The organism is Chitinimonas koreensis, from assembly GCF_014353015.1.
GTDB classification, from domain to species: Bacteria; Pseudomonadota; Gammaproteobacteria; order Burkholderiales; family Chitinimonadaceae; genus Chitinimonas; species Chitinimonas koreensis.
In genome coordinates, this window is sequence record NZ_CP060704.1 from 2,742,594 (window position 1) to 2,761,940 (window position 19,347).

Below are 19,347 nucleotides of genomic sequence, written 5' to 3' on the forward strand. Positions count from 1 at the left end.
CCGCCGAGGACACGCGGGAAGCGGCCTGCGCGGGCGGCGATCGCCGCCGCCCGCGCCGTGGCCGGCAGCCCCGGTGGGGCCGCGTGTCCTTCCCGCGCATCGTTCCCGCCGATTCGCCCTCCGCCGCCCTGCCCCGGCGTGCGTCCGCGCCATTGCCTGCTAAACTCCCGGCATAAAAACCGCAGCGTGCGACCCGCATGGACACGTCACCGAACATCCTAGTTGCCGACGACTACCACCAGATGCGCCTGGCGGTGCAGCACGTGCTCTCGGGCATGGACCTGCACAACGTGCATGCCGCCAGCCAGGGCCTGGAGGCGCGCCATATCCTCGAGTCGGTGCCGATCTCGCTGGTGATCGCCGACTGGAACATGCCGGGCATGACCGGCTACGACCTCTTGCGCTGGTGCCGCAACGACCAGCACTACCGCGACGTGCCCTTCATCCTGCTGACCGCCGAATCGGGCCGCGACTTCCTCGGCCGGGCGATCGAGGCCGGCGTCAGCGACTACCTGGTCAAGCCGTTCACCGCCTCGACGCTGCGCGCGCGCATCAACAAGATCCTCAGCGCCCCGCCCGGCCCGCGCCGCGCGCCGTTCAAGCCGGCCATGCCGATCGCCTACGAGACGCCGGTGCTCGGCTTCGACGCGCCGAGCGAGGAGCGGCTGGCCCGCTCCTCGGTGCTGGTGGTCGACGACGTCGCCACCAACATCGAGGTGATCGCCGGCATCCTCAAGAGCGAATACGCGATCAAGGTCGCCATCAGCGGCCGCAAGGCGCTCGAGATCGCCGCCGGCGACAACCCGCCCGACCTGATCCTGCTCGACGTGATGATGCCGGAGATGGACGGCTACGAAGTTGCCCGCCGGCTCAAGGCCGACGCGCGCACGCGCGACATCCCGGTGATCTTCCTGACCGCCAAGGACCAGGTCGACGACGTGGTCGACGGGCTGGACCTCGGCGCGGTCGACTACGTGGTCAAGCCGGCCCAGCCGGCCATCCTCAAGGCCCGCATCCGTACCCATCTGCGGCTGAGCCAGGCCAACCGCGACCTCAAGCGGCAGAACCAGGTGCTGGCCGAGAACGCCCGGCTGCGCGACGACATCGAGCGCATCACCCGCCACGACCTCAAGAGCCCGATCGCCGCGATCGCCCAGACTGCCGACAGCCTGCTGCTCGACAGCGAGGTGCCGCCGGCGCTGCGCGACCGGCTGAACCTGCTCGGCGGCGCCGCCAGCCACGCGCTGGAAATGGTCAACCTGTCGTTCACCCTCTACAAGATCGAGCAGGGCCAGTACCACGCCGAGCCGACCCGAATCGACCTCGGCCGCCTGCTCGGCTCGGTGACCCAGGAGATGAACGTCCAGTTCGCCTGGAAGCCGGTGATGATCGTGCTCGACGTGCCGTCGGCGCAGGCCGCGCTGGGCGAGGCGGCGCTGTGCCGCTCGGTGTTCGCCAACCTGCTCAAGAACGCGGTCGAGGCCGCGCCCGAGGGCACCGAGGTCAAGGTGTCGCTGCTGCGGCGCGAGCACGAGGTGCTGATCGAGTTCGTCAACGTCGGCGCGGTGCCGGCCGCGATCCGGCCGCGCTTCTTCGAGAAATACGTCACCCAGGGCAAGAGCGGCGGCACCGGGCTCGGCACCTACTCGGCGCGCATGCTGACCGAGGCGCTGGGCGGACGCATCGAGCTGCACAGCGACGACGCGCGCGTGCAGACCCGGCTGTCGGTCTTCCTGCCCGCCGCCGACTGATGCCCAGGCTCGCTCCCGCGCTGGCCCTGACCCGGCTCGACCTGCTGCGCATGGCGGTGCTGACCGCGCTGTTCTGGCTGGCGGCGCAGGTCGGTTTCGCCTTCATGGGCCACGGCTACCTCACGCCGGTCTGGCCGCCCGCCGCGGTCGCCTGCGCCGCCGCCCTGCTCTACGGCCCGCGCAGCCTCCTGGGCGTGGCGCTCTACATCGCCTACGACTACATCGCGGTCGACTTCGGCAGTGCCCGCCGCTACGGCTATGCGCTGATCGAGCCGAGCTGCATGCTGCTGACCGCCTTCGCCCTGCAGCGGCTGGCGCGCGGGTTCCGGCTCGACCTGGCGCTGGGCACGGTGCGCGACAGCGCGCTCCTGATGACGGTCGCCACGCTCTACGCCGCCGTCAACGCCAGCCTCACCACCGTCGGCTACTGCGGCTGGGCGCAGACCCGGCTGTGCACCGAGCAGGGCTGGCTGGCGCACTGGATGCAGTCGGCGGTCGGCGACCTGTTCGGCCTGTGGATCTGCCTGCCGGCGCTGATCTCCTGGGGCCTGCGGCTCGACCCCGGCACCCGCGCGCTGCTGGCGCGGCCCGAGCGCTACCGGCCGATCTCGCTGCGGGTGACCCGCACCCAGGCGCTCTACATCGCCACCGGCCTGATCTGCACCGCGCTGGCCTGGTGGTACACGCGCTACGCCGCGCTGCCGGTGCAGGTGGTCGGCTTCCTGTCGCTGCCGCTGCTGGTCTGGGCCGCGCTGCGCTTTCCGCCGCTGTTCGTGCATTCGGCCATCCTGGTCACCGGCCTGGTCACCATCAGCCTGCAACTGATCGGCGCGCCGGGCGTGCCGGGCGACATGGCCACCCACTTGGCCTCGTTGTTCCTCTACCTGCTGAGCCTGTCGATGCTGACCCTGCTGGTCACCGTGATCGTGCAGCAGCAGCGCGAGCTGGCTGCCAGCGTGTCGCGCCAGGCCGAGCAGGCGCGCACCGAGGCGCTGCTGGCGGCGGCGCCCGAGGCCATCATCGGCATCGACGGCCAGGCCCGCATCAATTACTGGAACCCGGCGGCCGAGCGCATCTTCGGCTGGACCGCCGAACAGGCGATGGGCCGCCAGGTGCACAGCTTCCTGCCGCCGCCCTCGCTGCGCCAGATCGCCGACGCTGGCCTGGCCCGCTTCCACCAGACCGGCCAGGGGCCGCTGCTGAATCAGGTGGTCGAGGTCGAGGCCTGCCATGCCGACGGCCACCTGGTGCCGATCGAGCTGGCGCTGACCGGCTACCAGCAGGGCCGAGAATGGCACGCCACCGCCTTCGTGCGCGACATCGGCGAGCGCCGCCGCAACGAGGCCGCGCTGGCCGCCGCCGAGGTGCGCGCGCGCGAGCTGACCGACAAGCTGCCGCTGGCGGTCTACCAGCTGCGCTATGTGCAGGGCGTGCCGCGCATCACCTTCGCCAACGCCCAGTGGCAGGAATTCGGCCGCTCGCCTGAAGCGATCATGAACGACGTCGAAGAGGCGTTCGGCCTGATCGTCGAACGCGACCTGCCGATCGTGCAGGCCTCGATGCGCGAGGCGGTGGCCGAGAGCCGGCCGTGGGAGCAGTCGTTCCGCATCCGCCGCAGCGACGGCGCGCTGCGCTGGGTGTGGGGCGAGGCGCGGCCCAGCATCGCCGGCGACGGCGAGATCGTCTGGAACGGCTACTGGCAGGACATCACCGAGAAGCAGGAGGCGCAGGCCGAACTGGCCAGCGCGCGCGACCTGGCGCAGGACTCGCGGCGGCGGCTGATCGACCTGTCCGACGCGCTACCGCTGGCGATCTTCCAGCTGCGGCTGGAGCCGGACGGCCGGCTGCACTACCCGTTCGCCAGCGCCAAGGTGAAGGAGATCCTCGGCATCGAGTACCGCGAGCTGCAGGCCGACCCGGCCACCCGCTGGCGCTGCGTGGTGCAGGAGGACCGCGGCCGCTGTCAGGGCATCGTGCGGCGCGCCATCGCCGGCAAGACCGGCACCGATTTCGAGCACCGCGTGCAACTGGGCGGCACGCTGCGCTGGGTGCAGGTGCGCAGCGTCTGCAGCGCCCAGCCCGACGGCGCCTGGGTGTGGAACGGCTTCTGGATGGACGTCACCGACGCCCGCCGCCAGGCCGAGGCGCTGCACAGCGCCAAGGACGAGGCCGAGCAGGCGACCCAGGCCAAGTCGATGTTCCTGGCCAACATGAGCCACGAGATCCGCACCCCGATGAACGCCATCATCGGCATGGCCCACCTGGCGCTGAAGACCACGCTCACGCCCAAGCAGCGCGACTACGTCGACAAGATCCACACCGCCGGCGTCTCGCTGCTCGGCATCATCAACGACATCCTCGACTTCTCGAAGATCGAGGCCGGCAAGCTCGATCTCGAGCACGTCGACTTCGATCTCGACGATGTGCTGGCCAACGTCGCCGCGGTCACCGGCGGCCGCGCCCAGGACAAGGGACTGGAATACCTGTTCGACGTGCCGCCCGAAGTGCCGCGCCGGCTGCGCGGCGATCCGCTGCGGCTGGGCCAGGTGCTGATCAACCTGGCCAACAACGCGGTCAAGTTCACCGAGCACGGCGAAGTGCGGCTGTCGGCCGCGGTGGCGGCGCTCGACGAGCGCAGCGTGACCTTCGATTTCGAAGTGCGCGACACCGGCATCGGCATGAGCGAGGACCAGGCCACGCGGCTGTTCCAGGCCTTCACCCAGGCCGACGGCTCGACCACCCGCAAGTTCGGCGGTACCGGCCTCGGCCTCAGCATCTCGCGCCGGCTGGTCGAGATGATGGGCGGCCAGATCAGCGTCGAGAGCCGCGAGGGCGAAGGCTCGACCTTCCGCTTCAGCGCCCGGCTCGAGCTCAGCAGCAGCGAGGCCGAGGTCTGCCGCGTGCTGCCTTCGGCCTTCAACGGCCTGCGGGTGCTGGTGGTCGACGACAACCCGGTGGCGCGCGACGTGATGGTCGGCGCGCTCGACGACCTGCCCTTCCGCGTCGACGCGGTCGACTCCGGCGCCGCCGCGCTGGCCGCGATCCGCGGCGCCGACCAGGACGACCCGTTCGGCGTGGTGCTGACCGACTGGCAGATGAAGGGGCTGGACGGCATCGAGCTGACCCGCCAGGTGAAGAACGACCCGCTGCTGGCCGAGCCGCCGGTGATGGTGCTGGTGACCGCCTTCGGCCGCGAGGAGATCCGCAACCGCGCCGAGCAGGCCGCGGTCGACGGCTTCCTGCTCAAGCCGGTCAATCGCTCGACCCTGATCGACACCCTGGTCACCCTGGTCGGCGCGCGCGACGACGACTGCCCCGACCCGGCCGTCCTGCCGCGCGAGGCCGGCCTCGACGGCGCCCGCGCGCTGCTGGTCGAGGACAACGAGGTGAACCAGCAGATCGCGCGCGAGCTGCTGGAGGGCATGGGCCTGGCGGTCGACGTGGTCGGCAACGGCCGCGACGCGGTCGAGCGGCTCGACGGCCTGCCGCCCGACCACTACGCGCTGGTGTTCATGGACCTGCAGATGCCGGTGATGGACGGCCACGAGGCGACGCTGGCGATCCGCGCCGATGCGCGCTTCGACGCGCTGCCGATCGTGGCGATGACCGCCCACGCCATGGTCGAGGAACGCGAGCGCTGCCTGCGCGAAGGCATGCAGGACCACATCAGCAAGCCGATCGAGCCGACCACGCTGCAGGCCTGCGTGCGCCGCTGGATCATCGGCGCCGCCGCCGCGGCCGTGGCCGAGCCGGCGGTCGCCTTCGACGACGACGGCCTGCCGCGCCTGCCCGGGCTCGACGCCCGCGAGGGCCTGCGCCGGGTGGCCGGCAACCGTACGCTCTACCGCAAGCTGCTCGGCCAGTTCCACGACCGCTTCGGCGACAGCGCCCAGCGCATCGCGCAATGGCTGCCGCAGGACCGCCAGGCTGCCGAGCGCGAGGCGCATTCGCTCAAGGGCGTGGCGGCCAACCTCGGCGCGACCGAGGTGCAGCTGTTGGCCGAGCAGGTCGAGACCGGCCTGCGCGAAGGCGAGCCCGACGCCGCGCTGCGGCCGCGGCTGACCCGGCTCGGCCAGTCGCTGGCCGGGTTGTGCGCGCTGCTGGGCCGCGCGCTGGCCGAGACCGCGCCGGGCGCCGCGGCGCAATCGCCCGCCGCCGCGCCGACGCCCGCCCCGGCCGGCCAGCTGCTGGAACTGGCGGCCGGTCTGAGCCGGCTGCTGGCCGACAACGACGGCGACGCGATCGACCTGATCGAGCGCCACGGCCCGATCTTGCGCCAGGGCCTCGGCGACTCCTTCGCCGCGGTCGAACAGGCCGCCTCCCAATACGATTACGACGCGGCCCACGCGCTGCTCGGCGCGCTCGCCGTCCGCGCCGGCCTCGACCTCGGCCGCGCCGCCGCCGCATGGCAAACCATGCCTTACGAACCGACGCCATGAGCGACCTCATCGAACCCCTCCGACAGCACGCCGCCTGGCGCGGCGACTTCGAACGCGCGATGTCGGTGATGCGCGACGACCAGGCCGCCGCCCAGGCCATCGGCACCCGCCTGGCCGCCGATCCCGACCCGCTGGCGCGCCTGCACGGCGAGCTGGCGATGGCGCTGAGCGACTATTTCGCCGACCGCAACGAACACAGCGAGGCGCGCTTCCTGCAGCTGGACCAGGCCTTCACCCGGCTCGACGTGCGCGAGGGCATGCTGCTCAGCCGCTTCGGCCTCTTGGCGGTCTACCGCGTGCTCGGCCGGGTGGCGGAGGCGCACCGCTTCGGCGAGGAGCACGTGGTGCCGATCCTGCCGGCGCGGCCGGACATGGGCAGCGTGCTGACGCTGAACACGCTCGGCATCATCGCGCAGGAATACGGCCTCACCGACGAGGCGATCCGCCACTTCCACGCCGCGCTCGACGCCGCCTGCGCGCTCGGCCTGCGCGCGCGCGAGGCGCAGATCACCTGCAATATCGGCGAGCTGTTCTACATCTGCGGCAACGCCGAGGACGGCGAGACCATGCTGCTGCGCGCGCGCGACCTGGCGCGCCAGGCCGACGAGCGCTGGCTGCTGCCCTTCGTCAGCCTGATCCTGGCGCTGTGCAAGCTGTCGCGCGACGACGTCGAGGCGGCCTACCAGGTGCTGGCCGAATTCCTGCAGGACGAGGAGGTGCAGCCCAATGCATCGGCCTCCAACCGCGGCTTCTTCCTGGCGGTGTCGGCCTACACGCTAGCCGAACGCGGCCAGCTCGACCGTGCCGAGCAGCTGTGCAACCAGGCGCTGGCCGAGATGGCCGGCTACGAGGAAAAGCACCTGCGGCCCTACACCTGGTGGGCCAGCGGCCATATCCACCGGCTGCGCGGCCGGCTGCGCGAAGCGGTCGTCGACCTCAACCGCGCCATCGACGAGATCGGCGAGCTCGGCTACGTGTTCATGCCGATGAAGGCGGCCGAGGAACTGGCGGCGATCCACGCCGAGCTCGGCGACTGGCAGGCCGCGCTGGCCGACTACAAGCGCCACCACGCGCTGTTCGAGCGCGCCCAGAGCCAGGCGATCCGTACCAAGCTGCAGGTGGTGCGCATCCAGACCGAGCTGCGCGAGGCCGAGACGGCGCGGCTGCACGCCGAGGAGGCGACGCGCGCCAAGTCGATGTTCCTGGCCAACATGAGCCACGAGATCCGTACCCCGATGAACGCCATCATCGGCATGGCCCACCTGGCGCTGAAGACGCCGCTCACGCCCAAGCAGCGCGACTACGTCGACAAGATCCACACCGCCGGCGTCTCGCTGCTCGGCATCATCAACGACATCCTCGACTTCTCGAAGATCGAGGCCGGCAAGCTCGACCTCGAGAGCGTCGACTTCGACCTCGACGAGGTGCTGGCCAACGTGGCCGCGGTCACCGGCGGCCGCGCGCGCGACAAGGGCCTGGAATACCTGTTCGACCTGCCGCCCGAAGTGCCGCGCCGGCTGCGCGGCGATCCGCTGCGGCTGGGCCAGGTGCTGATCAACCTGGCCAACAACGCGGTCAAGTTCACCGAGCGCGGCGAAGTGCGCATCGGCGCGCGGCTGCTGCGCAGCGACATGGAGGCGCTGGTGCTCGAATTCGAGGTCTGCGACACCGGCATCGGCATGAACGCCGAGCAGAGCGCGCGGCTGTTCCAGGCCTTCACCCAGGCCGACGGCTCGACCACCCGCCGCTTCGGCGGCACCGGGCTCGGGCTCAACATCTCCAAGCGGCTAGTCGAGATGATGGGCGGCCGCATCGACGCCGAGAGCGAGGAAGGCCGCGGTTCGCGCTTCCGCTTCGACGTGCGGCTGCGACCGGCCAGCGAGGAGGCGCCGCGGCCGGCCTCGGCGCCGCTGCAGCAGCCGGTGCTGCCCAAGTTCCGCGACGTCGCCGTGCTGCTGGTCGAGGACAACGACATCAACCAGCAGATCGCGGTCGAGCTTTTGCAGGCCGCCGGCGTCAGCGTCGAAGTGGCCTGCAACGGCCGCGAGGCGCTCGACCTGCTGCTGCTGCACGATTCGCCGCCCTACGACCTGGTGCTGCTCGACGTGCAGATGCCGGTCATGGACGGCTTCGCCACCATCCGCGCGATCCGCGCCGAGGCGCGCTTCGACGACCTGCCGGTGGTGGCGATGACCGCCCATGCCATGCAGGAGGAGCGCCAGCGCTGCCTCGATTCGGGCATGAACGACCACCTGTCCAAGCCGATCTCGCCGCAGTCGCTGTTCGATACCGTGGCGCGCTGGACCACCCGCCGCCCGCGCAAGCCCGCCGCGCCGGCCGCGGCCGAGACCGCCGCGCTGCCGCAGGTCGACGGGCTCAATACCGAGAGCGGCCTGGCGCGCACGCTGGGCGACCGCACGCTCTACCTCGACCTGCTCGACCGCTTCGGCCAGGAACAGGCCGGCGTGATCGGCCGCATCCGCGCCGCGCTGCCGGCCGACGCGGCGCTGGCGCGGCGGCTGGCCCATACGCTCAAGAGCGTGGCCGGCCTGATCGGCGCCGGCGCGATCCAGGCGCTGGCCGGCGAACTCGAGGACAGCCTGATGGTGCCGGGCGGCGTACCCGATCCGATCCGGCTGGCCGAGCTCGAACACGCGCTCGAACACCTGCTGGCCGGCCTCGCCGCCTTCCGCGGCCAAGCTACCTCCTCCCATGGCGCGTCGGCGCGCGATGGGCTAATCATGCTATTGAGGGCGCAGGACAGCGAAGCGCTCGACTACTACGATCGCCATCACGCCGCGCTGACGGCCGAGCTCGGACCGGCCGCCATGCAGCAGATCGAACGGCAGATCCGGCAATACGACTACGACTCGGTACTGGCGAGCCTCGCCCGGGCGGGCGGCGGACCGGGTCCGGCGGGGGGATAGCATGAGCGGTACACCGGAGCGGCAGACCGTCCTGATCGTCGACGACACGCCGGACAACATCACCCTGCTCTCCGCCCTCCTGCGCGACCGCTACCGCACCAAGGTCGCCACCAACGGGATCAAGGCGCTCGAGATCGCCGCGGCCTCGCCGCAGCCGGACCTGATCCTGATGGACGTGATGATGCCGGACCTCGACGGCTACGAGGCCACCCGGCGGCTCAAGCAGAACCCGGCCACCGCCGGCATCCCGGTGATCTTCCTGACCGCGCGCAGCCAGGTCGAGGACGAGGAGCTGGGCCTGTCGATCGGCGCGGTCGACTACATCACCAAGCCGATCAGCCCGCCGATCGTGCTGGCGCGGGTGCAGACCCATCTTTCGCTCAAGCGCGCCCACCGTTTCCTCGAGGACCAGAACCAGCATCTGGAGCACCTGGTCTACCAACGCACCCGCCAGCTCGGCCAGATGCAGGACGCCACCATCCTGGCCATGGCGAGCCTGGCCGAGACGCGCGACAACGAGACCGGCAACCATATCCGCCGCACCCAGAATTACGTCGCCGCGCTGGCCCGCGCGCTGCAGTCGCACCCGCGCTTCAGCGCGCTGCTGACCGAAGAGAACATCGACCTCTTGCACAAGTCGGCGCCGCTGCACGACATCGGCAAGGTCGGCGTGCCCGACCGCATCCTGCTCAAGCCCGGCAAGCTCGACGCCGAGGAGTGGGAGATCATGAAGCTGCACACGGTCTACGGCCGCGACGCGATCATCCAGGTCGAGAAGCACCTCGGCGGCAGCAACGGCTTCCTCGCCTTCGCCCGCGAGATCGCCTATTCGCACCAGGAGAAATGGGACGGCTCGGGCTACCCGGAAGGACTGGCCGGCGACGCGATCCCGCTGTCGGCGCGGCTGATGGCGGTGGCCGACGTCTACGACGCGCTGATCTCGCGCCGCGTCTACAAGCCGGCCTTCCCGCATGCGCAGGCGGTGGCGATGATGCGCGAAGGCCGCGGCAGCCACTTCGACCCCGACGTGCTCGACGCCTTCCTGGCGATCGAGGCGGAGTTCCTGGCGATCGCGGATCGGTTCAGGGACGAGGAAACGACGCCAGACGCTGCCTGACGGCAACGTCTGGCGAGTGAAACGTGAAATGTGAAAGGTGAAACGTGTCGCAGCTGCGCGGCTCGGTTCAGCGCGGCGAAGCCGCGCCACGTTTCACGCTCGCCGCGGGCGATCACTTTTCACGTTTCACGTATAATTGCCGGCTTTTCAAGCATTTCAGCCGAGCCCGCCATGGAAGCCGAACGCCTCAACCAGATCGAGAACAGCATCGCCGACCTCGCCGCCCGCGGCGACGAGCTGCGGAGGTATCTTTGACTACCCGGGCAAGAAGGACCGGCTCGAGGAAGTCTCCCGCCTGAGCGAAGACCCCGATATCTGGAACGACCCCAAGCGCGCCCAGGAGATCGGCAAGGAAAAGAAGCTGCTCGAAGCCGTGGTGCTGGTGCTCGACGAGATCGCCCAGGTCACTTCCGACAGCCGCGACCTGTTCGAGATGGCCAAGCCCGAGGAAGACTGGGACACCATCGAATCGGTGGCCGGTGACCTCGCCTCGGCCGAGGCCAAGATCGCCGACCTCGAATTCCGCCGCATGTTCAGCAACCCGATGGACCCGAACGCCTGCTTCGTCGACATCCAGTCGGGCGCCGGCGGCACCGAGGCGCAGGACTGGGCCGGCATGCTGATGCGCATGTACATCCGCTACGCCGAGCGCAAGGGTTTCACCGTCGAGGTGATGGAAGAATCGGAAGGCGAAGTGGCCGGCATCCAGAGCTGTACGCTCAAGCTGACCGGCGACTACGCCTACGGCTTCCTGCGCACCGAGACCGGCGTGCACCGGCTGGTGCGCGTCTCGCCGTTCGATTCCAACGCCCGCCGCCACACCTCCTTCTCCTCGGTCTTCGTCTACCCCGAGGTCGACGACAGCATCGAGATCGAGATCAACCCGGCCGACCTGCGCATCGACACCTTCCGCGCCTCGGGCGCCGGCGGCCAGCACATCAACAAGACCGACTCGGCGGTGCGGATCACCCACAACCCGTCCGGCATCGTCGTGCAGTGCCAGAACGACCGCTCGCAGCACCGCAACAAGGACGAGGCGATGCAGATGCTGCGCGCCAAGCTGTACGAGGCCGAGCTGCGCCGCCGGATGGAAGCGCAGCAGTCGCTCGAAGCCGGCAAGTCCGACATCGGCTGGGGCCACCAGATCCGCTCCTACGTGTTCGACCAGAGCCGGGTCAAGGACCTGCGCACCAGCGTGGAAGTCGGCAACGTCAAGGGCGTGATGGACGGCGACCTCGATATCTTCATCGAGGCCAGCCTCAAGCAGGGCGTCTGATCGCGCCGCACCGGGCAATACCGTAGTTCCTAACGCAGTACATTTCATATCCAGGGAGATACAAAAAGATGTCCACGCTCAATAAGATGAAAATCGGCTTCGTCATCGCCGCCGCAGCGCTGCTGTCGGCCTGTGCCTCGGTGCCCAAGGGCGACCCGAAGCTCGACGCCGAACTGAAGAACTTCAAGCCGCAGGACGGCAAGGCCGGGATCTACGTCTATCGCAACGAGACCATGGGCGCCGCCATCGCGATGGACGTCCAGGTCGACGGCAAGCAACTCGGCAAGACCGGCGCCAACACCTACCTGTTCACCGCCGTGGAACCGGGCCAGCACAAGCTGGTCGGCAAGGCCGAGACCGACTCCGAACTGACCATCGACACCGTGGCCGGCAAGCTCTACTACGTGTGGCAGGAAGTGAAGATGGGCGTGATGTCCGCCCGCAACAAGCTGCAACTGGTTGACGAAGCGAAGGGCCAAGCCGGCGTGAAGGAAACCACCCTGGCCGCCTCCGCCAACTAAAAGTACGTGCAATCAATCGGGCGGCGCGGGCAACCGCGCCGCCCGACAGACCCAGGATGCCCTGAATGTCCGACCAGCAAAGTCCCCTCGCCCTCGACGAAAACCAGCTCATCGCCGAGCGCCGCGCCAAGCTTGCCGAGATCCGCAAGCAGGGCGTCGCCTTCCCCAACGACTTCAAGCCCACGCACAAGGCCGGCGCGCTGCACGCCAGGCACGACGCGGCGGAGAAGGAAGCGCTCGAAGCCGATGCGATCGAAGTGTCGGTCGCCGGCCGCATGATGCTGAAACGGGTGATGGGCAAGGCCGCCTTCGCGACGCTGCAGGACGACACCGGCCGCATCCAGCTCTACATCGCGCTGGACAAGGTCGGCGAGGCCGCGCTGGCCGGCTTCAAGACCTGGGACCTGGGCGACATCCTGGCCGCGCGCGGCACGCTGATGAAGACCAAGACCGGCGAGTTGAGCATCCAGGTCACCGAACTGCGCCTCCTGGTCAAGGCGCTGCGCCCGCTGCCGGAGAAGTTCCACGGCATGACCGACCAGGAGCAGAAGTACCGCCAGCGCTACCTCGACCTGATCACCAACGAGCAGAGCCGCGACACCTTCATCAAGCGCTCGAAGATCGTGCAGAAGATCCGCGAATTCATGGCCGGCGAGGACTTCCTCGAGGTCGAGACGCCGATGATGCACCCGATCCCCGGCGGCGCCGCGGCCAAGCCTTTCACGACCCACCACAACGCGCTCGACATGCCGCTCTACCTGCGCATCGCGCCGGAGCTCTACCTCAAGCGCCTGGTGGTCGGCGGCCTGGAGCGCGTGTTCGAGATCAACCGCAACTTCCGCAACGAGGGGATGAGCACGCGCCACAACCCGAGTTCACCATGCTCGAGAGCTACGAGGCCTACGCCGACTACCGCCGGGTGATGGACCTGACCGAGGCGATGATCCGCCACGCCGCACGCGAGGTGATCGGCCATACCGCCGTGACCTACCAGGGCAAGATCGTCGACCTGTCCAAGCCGTTCGAGCGGCTCACCGTGGTCGAGGCCATCCTCAAGTACAACCCGCAGTACAACGAGGCACAGCTGAACGACCGCGCCTGGCTCAAGGCCGAGATCGAGAAGCTCGGCGGCAAGCTGGTGGTCACCGACGGCGTGGCCGGCCTGCAGTTCAGTCTGTTCGAGGAAACCACCGAGCAGAAGCTGTGGGACCCGACCTACATCATCGACTACCCGGTCGAGATCTCGCCGCTGGCGCGCGGCTCCGATACCCGTCCCGGCATCACCGAGCGGTTCGAGCTGTTCGTGGTCGGCCGCGAACTGGCCAACGGTTTCTCCGAGCTGAACGATCCGGAAGAGCAGTCCGAGCGCTTCCTCGACCAGGTGCGGCAGAAAGACGCCGGCGACGAGGAGGCGATGCACTACGACGCCGACTACATCCGCGCGCTCGAGCACGGCCTGCCGCCGACCGGCGGCCTCGGCGTCGGCATCGACCGGCTGGTGATGCTGCTGACCGACGCGCCGTCGATCCGCGACGTGATCCTGTTCCCGCAGATGCGCCGCGAGGACTGATCGGCCCCGGCAATCGGATGGAATGGGAGCTTCGGCTCCCATTTCTCATTGAGGCGTCGCGACCGTGGAAGCTGTCGCGGCCTGGCTCGTATTTGCCGCATCGCCGTCGGAATGCCCGGTGAGGCGGGGCAGGCGCTGAATTCCGACCTACATCAATGCCGCCTTCCATCCGTCGCCGTATAAATCGCTGATCTTCATTGCCGCATACCACGATATCTACACCGTGACGCCCCGCCATCCCCGCTCCAGACCGCCCGGCTCGACCTGACCGCCGACGGCATCCCCTACTCGGCCGCCTTCGACGACGTCTACCACACCCAGGACGGCGGCCTGGCGCAGGCGCGCGACGTGTTCATGGCCGGCAACGGCCTGCCGGAACGCTGGGGCGGACGCGCGAACTTCACGATCTGCGAGACCGGTTTCGGCCTCGGCCTGAGCTTCCTGGCCAGTTGGGCCGCCTGGCGCGCCGATCCGCGGCGCAGCGAACGGCTGCATTTCGTCTCCTGCGAGCTGCATCCGTTCGCCCAGGCCGATCTCGCCACCCTGCATGCCGCGCTGTTCGCCGCCGAAGACGAACTGGCCGGGCTTGGTCGACAACTGGTGGCGCAATGGCCCTTGCTGGTGCCCGGCTTCCACCGGCTCGAATTCGACGGCGGCCGCGTCGTGCTCACCCTGCTGCTCGGCGACGCGCTGGACTGGCTGCCGCGGCTGTCCGGCCAGGTCGACGCCTTCTACCTCGACGGCTTCGCGCCGGCCAAGAACCCGGCGCTGTGGCAGGAAGCGCTGTTCAAGCAGTTCGCCCGGCTGGCCGCGACCGGGGCCACGCTGGCGACCTATACCGTGGCCGGCGCGGTGCGGCGCGGGCTCGAGGCGGCCGGTTTCGCGGTCGAGAAGCGGCCCGGCTTCGGCCGCAAGCGGCAGATGCTGGCCGGTGCCTTCCGCGGCCGCCGCACGGCCCCGACCCTGCCGCCCGAGCGCCATGCCCTCGTGATCGGCGCAGGACTGGCCGGCGCCGCCATCGCCGAACGGCTCGCCACGCGCGGCTGGCGCATCACGCTGCTGGAGCGCGAAGCCGGGCCGGCCGCGGCGGCCTCGGGCAACCATGCCGGCGCCTATCGACCGGTGCTGTCGGGCGACGACAACCTGCAGGCGCGGCTCGCGCGGGCGGCCTTCCTGTACGGCCTGCGCGGCCTGGCACGGCTGCCAGACGTGCGCTGGGCGGCCTGCGGCGCACTGCAGCTCGCCCGCGACGACGACGAGGCCGCGCGCTTCGCCGCCCTGCCCGACCAGCTCGGCCTGCCGACCGACCATGCGCGCGCGGTCGACGTCGACGAGGCGAGCCGCCTGGCCGGCCAGCCGGTCGCCGCCGGCGGCCTGTGGTTTCCGCAGGCGGGCTGGATCAACCCGCCGAGCCTGGTCGCGGCGCTGCTGGCGGCCGCCGCGCCCCGGCTCGAAGCGCGCTTGGGCTGCACCGTGACCGAGTTGCGGCGCGATGAAGACGGCTGGCAGGCGTTCGACGCCAGCGGCACGCTGCTGGCTCGCGCGCCCGTGGCGATCCTCGCCAACGCAGCCGATGCGGCCCGATTCGCCCCCGACCTGCTGCTCGGCCGCGACGAACGCCTGGTCAGCCATCTGCCGGCCGGACAGGCGCCCGCGGTCCGCGCCGTGGTCTGCCGCGGCGGCTACCTCACGCCGGCGCACGCCGGCCTCGCCTGCATCGGCTCCAGCCCGGCCGGCGAGGCCGCGGCCGGCCACAATCTGGCCCTGCTCGACGCCATGCTGCCCGGCGCCGCCGACGGCCTCGACGCCGCTACGCTCGGCGGCCGCCGCTGCGCGCGCCCCGGTACGCCGGACCGGCTGCCGGTGGTCGGCCCGCTGGCCGACGCGGCCGCCTTCCTGCCCAAGCACGCCGGCAGCCTGCACCTGGCGCCGCGCCGGGCCGGCCTCTATGCGCTGACCGGTTTCGGCGCACGCGGCCTGGTCTGGTCGCAGCTGTGCTCCGAGCTGCTGGCCGCGCAGATCTGCGGCGAACCCTTGCCGGTCGAACGCGAGCTGGCGCTGGCGGTCGACCCGGCGCGCTTCCTGGCGCGGCGCGCCTGTTAGAATCGCGCCTCCCGCCTTTTCCAGGACCGCCATGGCCGCCCTCACCTGCCTCTATCCCCGCTGGCTGATCCCCGTCGAACCGCGCGGCGCGGTGCTCGAAGGGCATGCACTGGTGATCGAGGGCGAGCGCATCGCCGCCATCCTGCCGGCCGCCGAAGCCCGCCAACGCTATGCCGCCGCGGAGGCGATCGAGCTGCCCGACCACGCCCTGCTGCCGGGCCTCGTCAACCTGCACGGCCACTCGGCCATGACGCTGCTGCGCGGCCTGGCCGACGACCTGGCGCTGATGGACTGGCTGCAGAACCACATCTGGCCGGCCGAGGGCCGCCACGTCTCCGACGCCTTCGTCCACGACGGCACGCTGCATGCGATGGCCGAGATGATCCGCGGCGGCACCACCACGGTGAACGACATGTACTTCCACCACGAAGCGGTCGCCTGCGCCGGCCTCGCGGCCGGCATGCGCACCGTGGTGGGCTGCTCCATCCTCGAATTCCCGACCGCCTACGGCCGCGATGCCGCCGACTACCTGGCCAAGGCCGAAGCCGCCTGCCGTGCCTTCGCCGGCGAATCGCTGGTCGGCTTCACGCTGGCGCCGCACGCGCCCTACACCGTCGCCGACGACACCTTCCGCCGGACGATCGCGCTGGCCGACCGGCTGCGGCTCGGCATCCACTGCCATATCCACGAGACGCGCGACGAGATCGACGGCAGCCTCGCGCAATACGGCGTTCGGCCGCTCGAGCGGCTGCATGCGCTCGGCCTGCTCGGCCCCACTCTGGTGGCGGCCCACGTAGTGCACGCCAGCGACGCCGAGATCGAGCTGCTGGCCCGCCACGGCGTGCACGTGGCGCATAATCCGGCCAGCAACCTCAAGCTCGCCTCGGGCTTCGCCCGCGTCGCGGCGATGCAGCGCGCCGGCGTCAACGTCGGCCTCGGCACCGACGGCGCCGCCAGCAACAACAAGCTCGACCTCTTGGGCGACCTGCGCCTGGCCGCGCTGCTGGCCAAGGCCGAATCGGGCGATCCGACCGCGCTCGGCGCCGCTGCGGCGCTCGAGATGGCCACGCTGGCCGGCGCCCGCGCGCTCGGCCTGGCCGACCGCATCGGCTCGCTGCTGCCGGGCAAGCAGGCCGACCTGGTCGCCGTCGACCTCGGCGCGCTCGAGACCCAGCCGCTGTTCGACCCGCTGTCGCAGCTGGTCTATGCCGCCGGCCGCGAGCAGGTCAGCGACGTCTGGGTCGCCGGCCGCGCGCTGCTGCGCCGGCGGGAACTGACCACGCTCGACGCCGGCCAGATCGTCGCCCGCGCCCGCGACTGGCGCGAACGGATCGCCGCCGACCGCGCGGCCTGACGGCCTACCGCATCCTTTCGAATCCAGGACGAACAGCCATGACCGACACCACGACCGCACACCGCAACGCCGACGACGCCGAACTGGCCAAGTTCGCCGAGCTCGCCCACAAGTGGTGGGACCGCGACAGCGAATTCAAGCCGCTGCACGACATCAATCCGCTGCGGCTGGGCTTCCTCGACGGCCACGCCGGCCTCGCCGGCAAGACCGTGCTCGACGTCGGCTGCGGCGGCGGCATCCTGGCCGAGAGCATGGCCGCGCTCGGCGCCACGGTGACCGGCATCGACCTGGCCGAGAAATCGCTGAAAGTGGCTCGCCTGCATGGCCTGGAGAGCGGCGTGCAGGTCGCCTACCGCAATGTCGCGGTCGAGGCGCTGGCGGCGGAGGCACCGGCGAGCTTCGAGGTGGTCACCTGCATGGAGATGCTCGAACACGTGCCCGAGCCGGCCAGCGTGGTCGAGGCGACCGCGCGGCTGGTGAAGCCGGGCGGCTGGGTATTCTTCTCCACGATCGCACGCAATCCCAAGGCTTATCTGCACGCAGTGCTCGGCGCCGAATACCTGCTCGGCCTGCTGCCGCGCGGCACCCACGACTACGCCAAGTTCATCAAGCCGTCCGAGCTCGCCCGCATGGTGCGCGGCAGCGGGCTGGAGCTGGTCGAGCTCAAGGGCATGGGCATGGACCTGGTGACCCGCACCTATCACCTGAACGACGACGCCGGCGTGAACTACCTGCTGGCCTGCCGCAAGAACTGACCACGATGACCGATCTGCCCCAAGCCATCCTGTTCGACCTCGACGGCACCCTGGCCGATACCGCGCTGGATCTCGGCGGCGCGCTGAACCGCCTGCTGGCCGAGGAAGGCCGCCCGCCGGTGGCGCACGAGCACATCCGCCCGATCGCCAGCCACGGCGCGCGCGGCCTGGTCGAGCTCGGCTTTTCGCTGCATCGCGAGGCGGAAGGCTTCGACGCGCTGCGGCTGCGCTTCCTCGACCATTACGAGCACGGCTTCTGCGACTGCACCGTGCTGTTCGACGGCGTCAACACGCTGATCGAGACGCTGGCTGCGCGCGGTATCGCCTGGGGCATCGTCACCAACAAGCCGATGCGCTTCACCGACCGGCTGGTGCCGGCGCTGTGCTTCACCGTGCCGCCGGCCGTGGTGGTGTCGGGCGACACGGTCGGCGTCGCCAAGCCCGATCCGAAGCCGATGCTGCACGCCTGCGAAGCGCTGGGCGTCGACCCGGCGCGCTGCTGGTACGTCGGCGACGCCGAGCGCGACATCGCGGCCGGCCGTGCGGTCGGCATGACCACGGTGCTGGCCGATTACGGCTATATCGCGCACACCGACCGGCCGCACGAATGGGGCGCCGACCACCGCATCCAGCATCCGCTGGAACTATTGGCCCTGCTCGCGGCCTAAGCGGTATACTGTTCGACTTCTCTGGCAGTGCTGAGAAATTCTTTTCGGGGACGACATGGCTTCGACGGGGGTTACAAAGCGGCTGGGGGCATGCCGGGATTTCAGTCACCCCGTTAAACACTGAAACGTTATAGTCGCAAACGACGAAAACTACGCTCTGGCCGCTTAATCCCGGCTAGACGCTGCACCGATTTGTTCATGGGTCGGGCCGGGCAACCGGCGGCAGCGTTATTCACATGAAATCGCACTCCGCCGGGTCGCTTGACGGGGTGTCAAATCCAAGGCGACTCGCGTGTGCCAAGCCTGCCGGTCGGCGTGTCACCCGTTAAATCCAATTGACCAGGCTAAGCATGTAGAACTCACCGCAGAGGGCTTTCGGACGCGGGTTCGATTCCCGCCGTCTCCACCAATGCAAGGGCTCGGATCATTTCCGGGCCCTTTTTCTTGCCCGATGGCCGATCGATGTCGGCGCAAGCGGGATTGGCCGGATCGATCACGACCCAGGATTGTCGAGATGAGCGACTCACTCCAAGAACTGACGCATGCCCTGCAGCAATTCGCGCAGGAACGCGACTGGGGACAATTCCATTCCCCGAAGAACCTGGCATCCGCCCTTGTCGTCGAGGCAGGCGAACTGCTTGAGCATTTCCAGTGGCTCACCGAGGCGCAGAGTCGCACCCTGCCAGCGCAAAGCCGCGATGCCGTGGCGGCGGAGGCGGCCGACGTGCTGCTATACCTGATCCAGCTGTGCGCGGCGCTGGGCATCGACCCGATCGCGGCAGCGCAGGACAAGATGCGCGTCAACGGCGAGAAATACCCCGTCGAACGGGCCAAAGGGACACACAAGAAGTACGATCAACTCTGAA

11 protein-coding genes, 1 other RNA gene and 1 pseudogene are annotated in these 19,347 nt (G+C 69.8%); all 13 read left to right on the forward strand.

The window, feature by feature from the left end; genetic code table 11:
- Positions 1-197: 197 nt before the first annotated feature.
- Positions 198-1,751, forward strand: coding sequence for a response regulator (locus H9L41_RS11490; protein WP_028447151.1), 1,554 nt, complete (start codon positions 198-200; stop codon positions 1,749-1,751).
- On the forward strand, positions 1,751-6,190 hold the full coding sequence (locus H9L41_RS11495) for a response regulator (protein WP_187523848.1): 4,440 nt from the start codon (positions 1,751-1,753) through the stop codon (positions 6,188-6,190). Before H9L41_RS11490 ends, H9L41_RS11495 begins: the two co-directional genes overlap by 1 nt.
- Positions 6,187-9,117, forward strand: a complete 2,931-nt coding sequence (locus H9L41_RS11500; protein WP_051319226.1) for an ATP-binding protein — start codon at positions 6,187-6,189, stop codon at positions 9,115-9,117. The genes H9L41_RS11495 and H9L41_RS11500 overlap by 4 nt, the downstream gene beginning before the upstream one ends.
- Before the next feature lies 1 nt (position 9,118).
- Entirely contained in the window at positions 9,119-10,234 is a 1,116-nt protein-coding gene (locus tag H9L41_RS11505) for a response regulator (RefSeq protein WP_028447150.1), read from the forward strand.
- A 171-nt stretch (positions 10,235-10,405) separates the two neighbouring features.
- Positions 10,406-11,510 (forward strand): peptide chain release factor 2 gene (gene prfB / locus H9L41_RS11510; protein WP_157462056.1). Its coding sequence is split into 2 segments (ribosomal slippage): positions 10,406-10,486 and positions 10,488-11,510, totalling 1,104 coding nucleotides; the frame shifts between segments, so codons are not numbered across the junction.
- 68 nt (positions 11,511-11,578) lie between these two features.
- Positions 11,579-12,031 (forward strand): DUF2846 domain-containing protein, encoded by a 453-nt coding sequence (locus tag H9L41_RS11515; protein ID WP_211236904.1) that lies wholly within the window; start codon positions 11,579-11,581, stop codon positions 12,029-12,031.
- 65 nt (positions 12,032-12,096) lie between these two features.
- Positions 12,097-13,601: pseudogene (lysS, locus tag H9L41_RS11520) on the forward strand (lysine--tRNA ligase).
- 279 nt (positions 13,602-13,880) lie between these two features.
- Positions 13,881-15,704, forward strand: a complete 1,824-nt coding sequence (gene mnmC / locus H9L41_RS11525; RefSeq protein WP_308419663.1) for a bifunctional tRNA (5-methylaminomethyl-2-thiouridine)(34)-methyltransferase MnmC2/FAD-dependent 5-carboxymethylaminomethyl-2-thiouridine(34) oxidoreductase MnmC1 — start codon at positions 13,881-13,883, stop codon at positions 15,702-15,704.
- A gap of 31 nt (positions 15,705-15,735) precedes the next feature.
- Entirely contained in the window at positions 15,736-17,058 is a 1,323-nt protein-coding gene (locus H9L41_RS11530) for a TRZ/ATZ family hydrolase (protein ID WP_028447145.1), read from the forward strand.
- Positions 17,059-17,096: 38 nt separating this feature from the next.
- Positions 17,097-17,813, forward strand: a complete 717-nt coding sequence (ubiG, locus tag H9L41_RS11535) for a bifunctional 2-polyprenyl-6-hydroxyphenol methylase/3-demethylubiquinol 3-O-methyltransferase UbiG (protein ID WP_028447144.1) — start codon at positions 17,097-17,099, stop codon at positions 17,811-17,813.
- 14 nt (positions 17,814-17,827) lie between these two features.
- Positions 17,828-18,481 carry an HAD family hydrolase gene (locus H9L41_RS11540; protein WP_028447143.1) on the forward strand — a complete coding sequence of 218 codons (654 nt, stop codon included), beginning with the start codon at positions 17,828-17,830 and terminating at the stop codon, positions 18,479-18,481.
- Positions 18,482-18,527: 46 nt separating this feature from the next.
- Positions 18,528-18,890, forward strand: a transfer-messenger RNA (tmRNA) gene (ssrA, locus tag H9L41_RS11545).
- 105 nt (positions 18,891-18,995) lie between these two features.
- Entirely contained in the window at positions 18,996-19,346 is a 351-nt protein-coding gene (locus H9L41_RS11550; protein WP_028447142.1) for a nucleotide pyrophosphohydrolase, read from the forward strand.
- The last annotated feature ends 1 nt before the right edge of the window (position 19,347 follow it).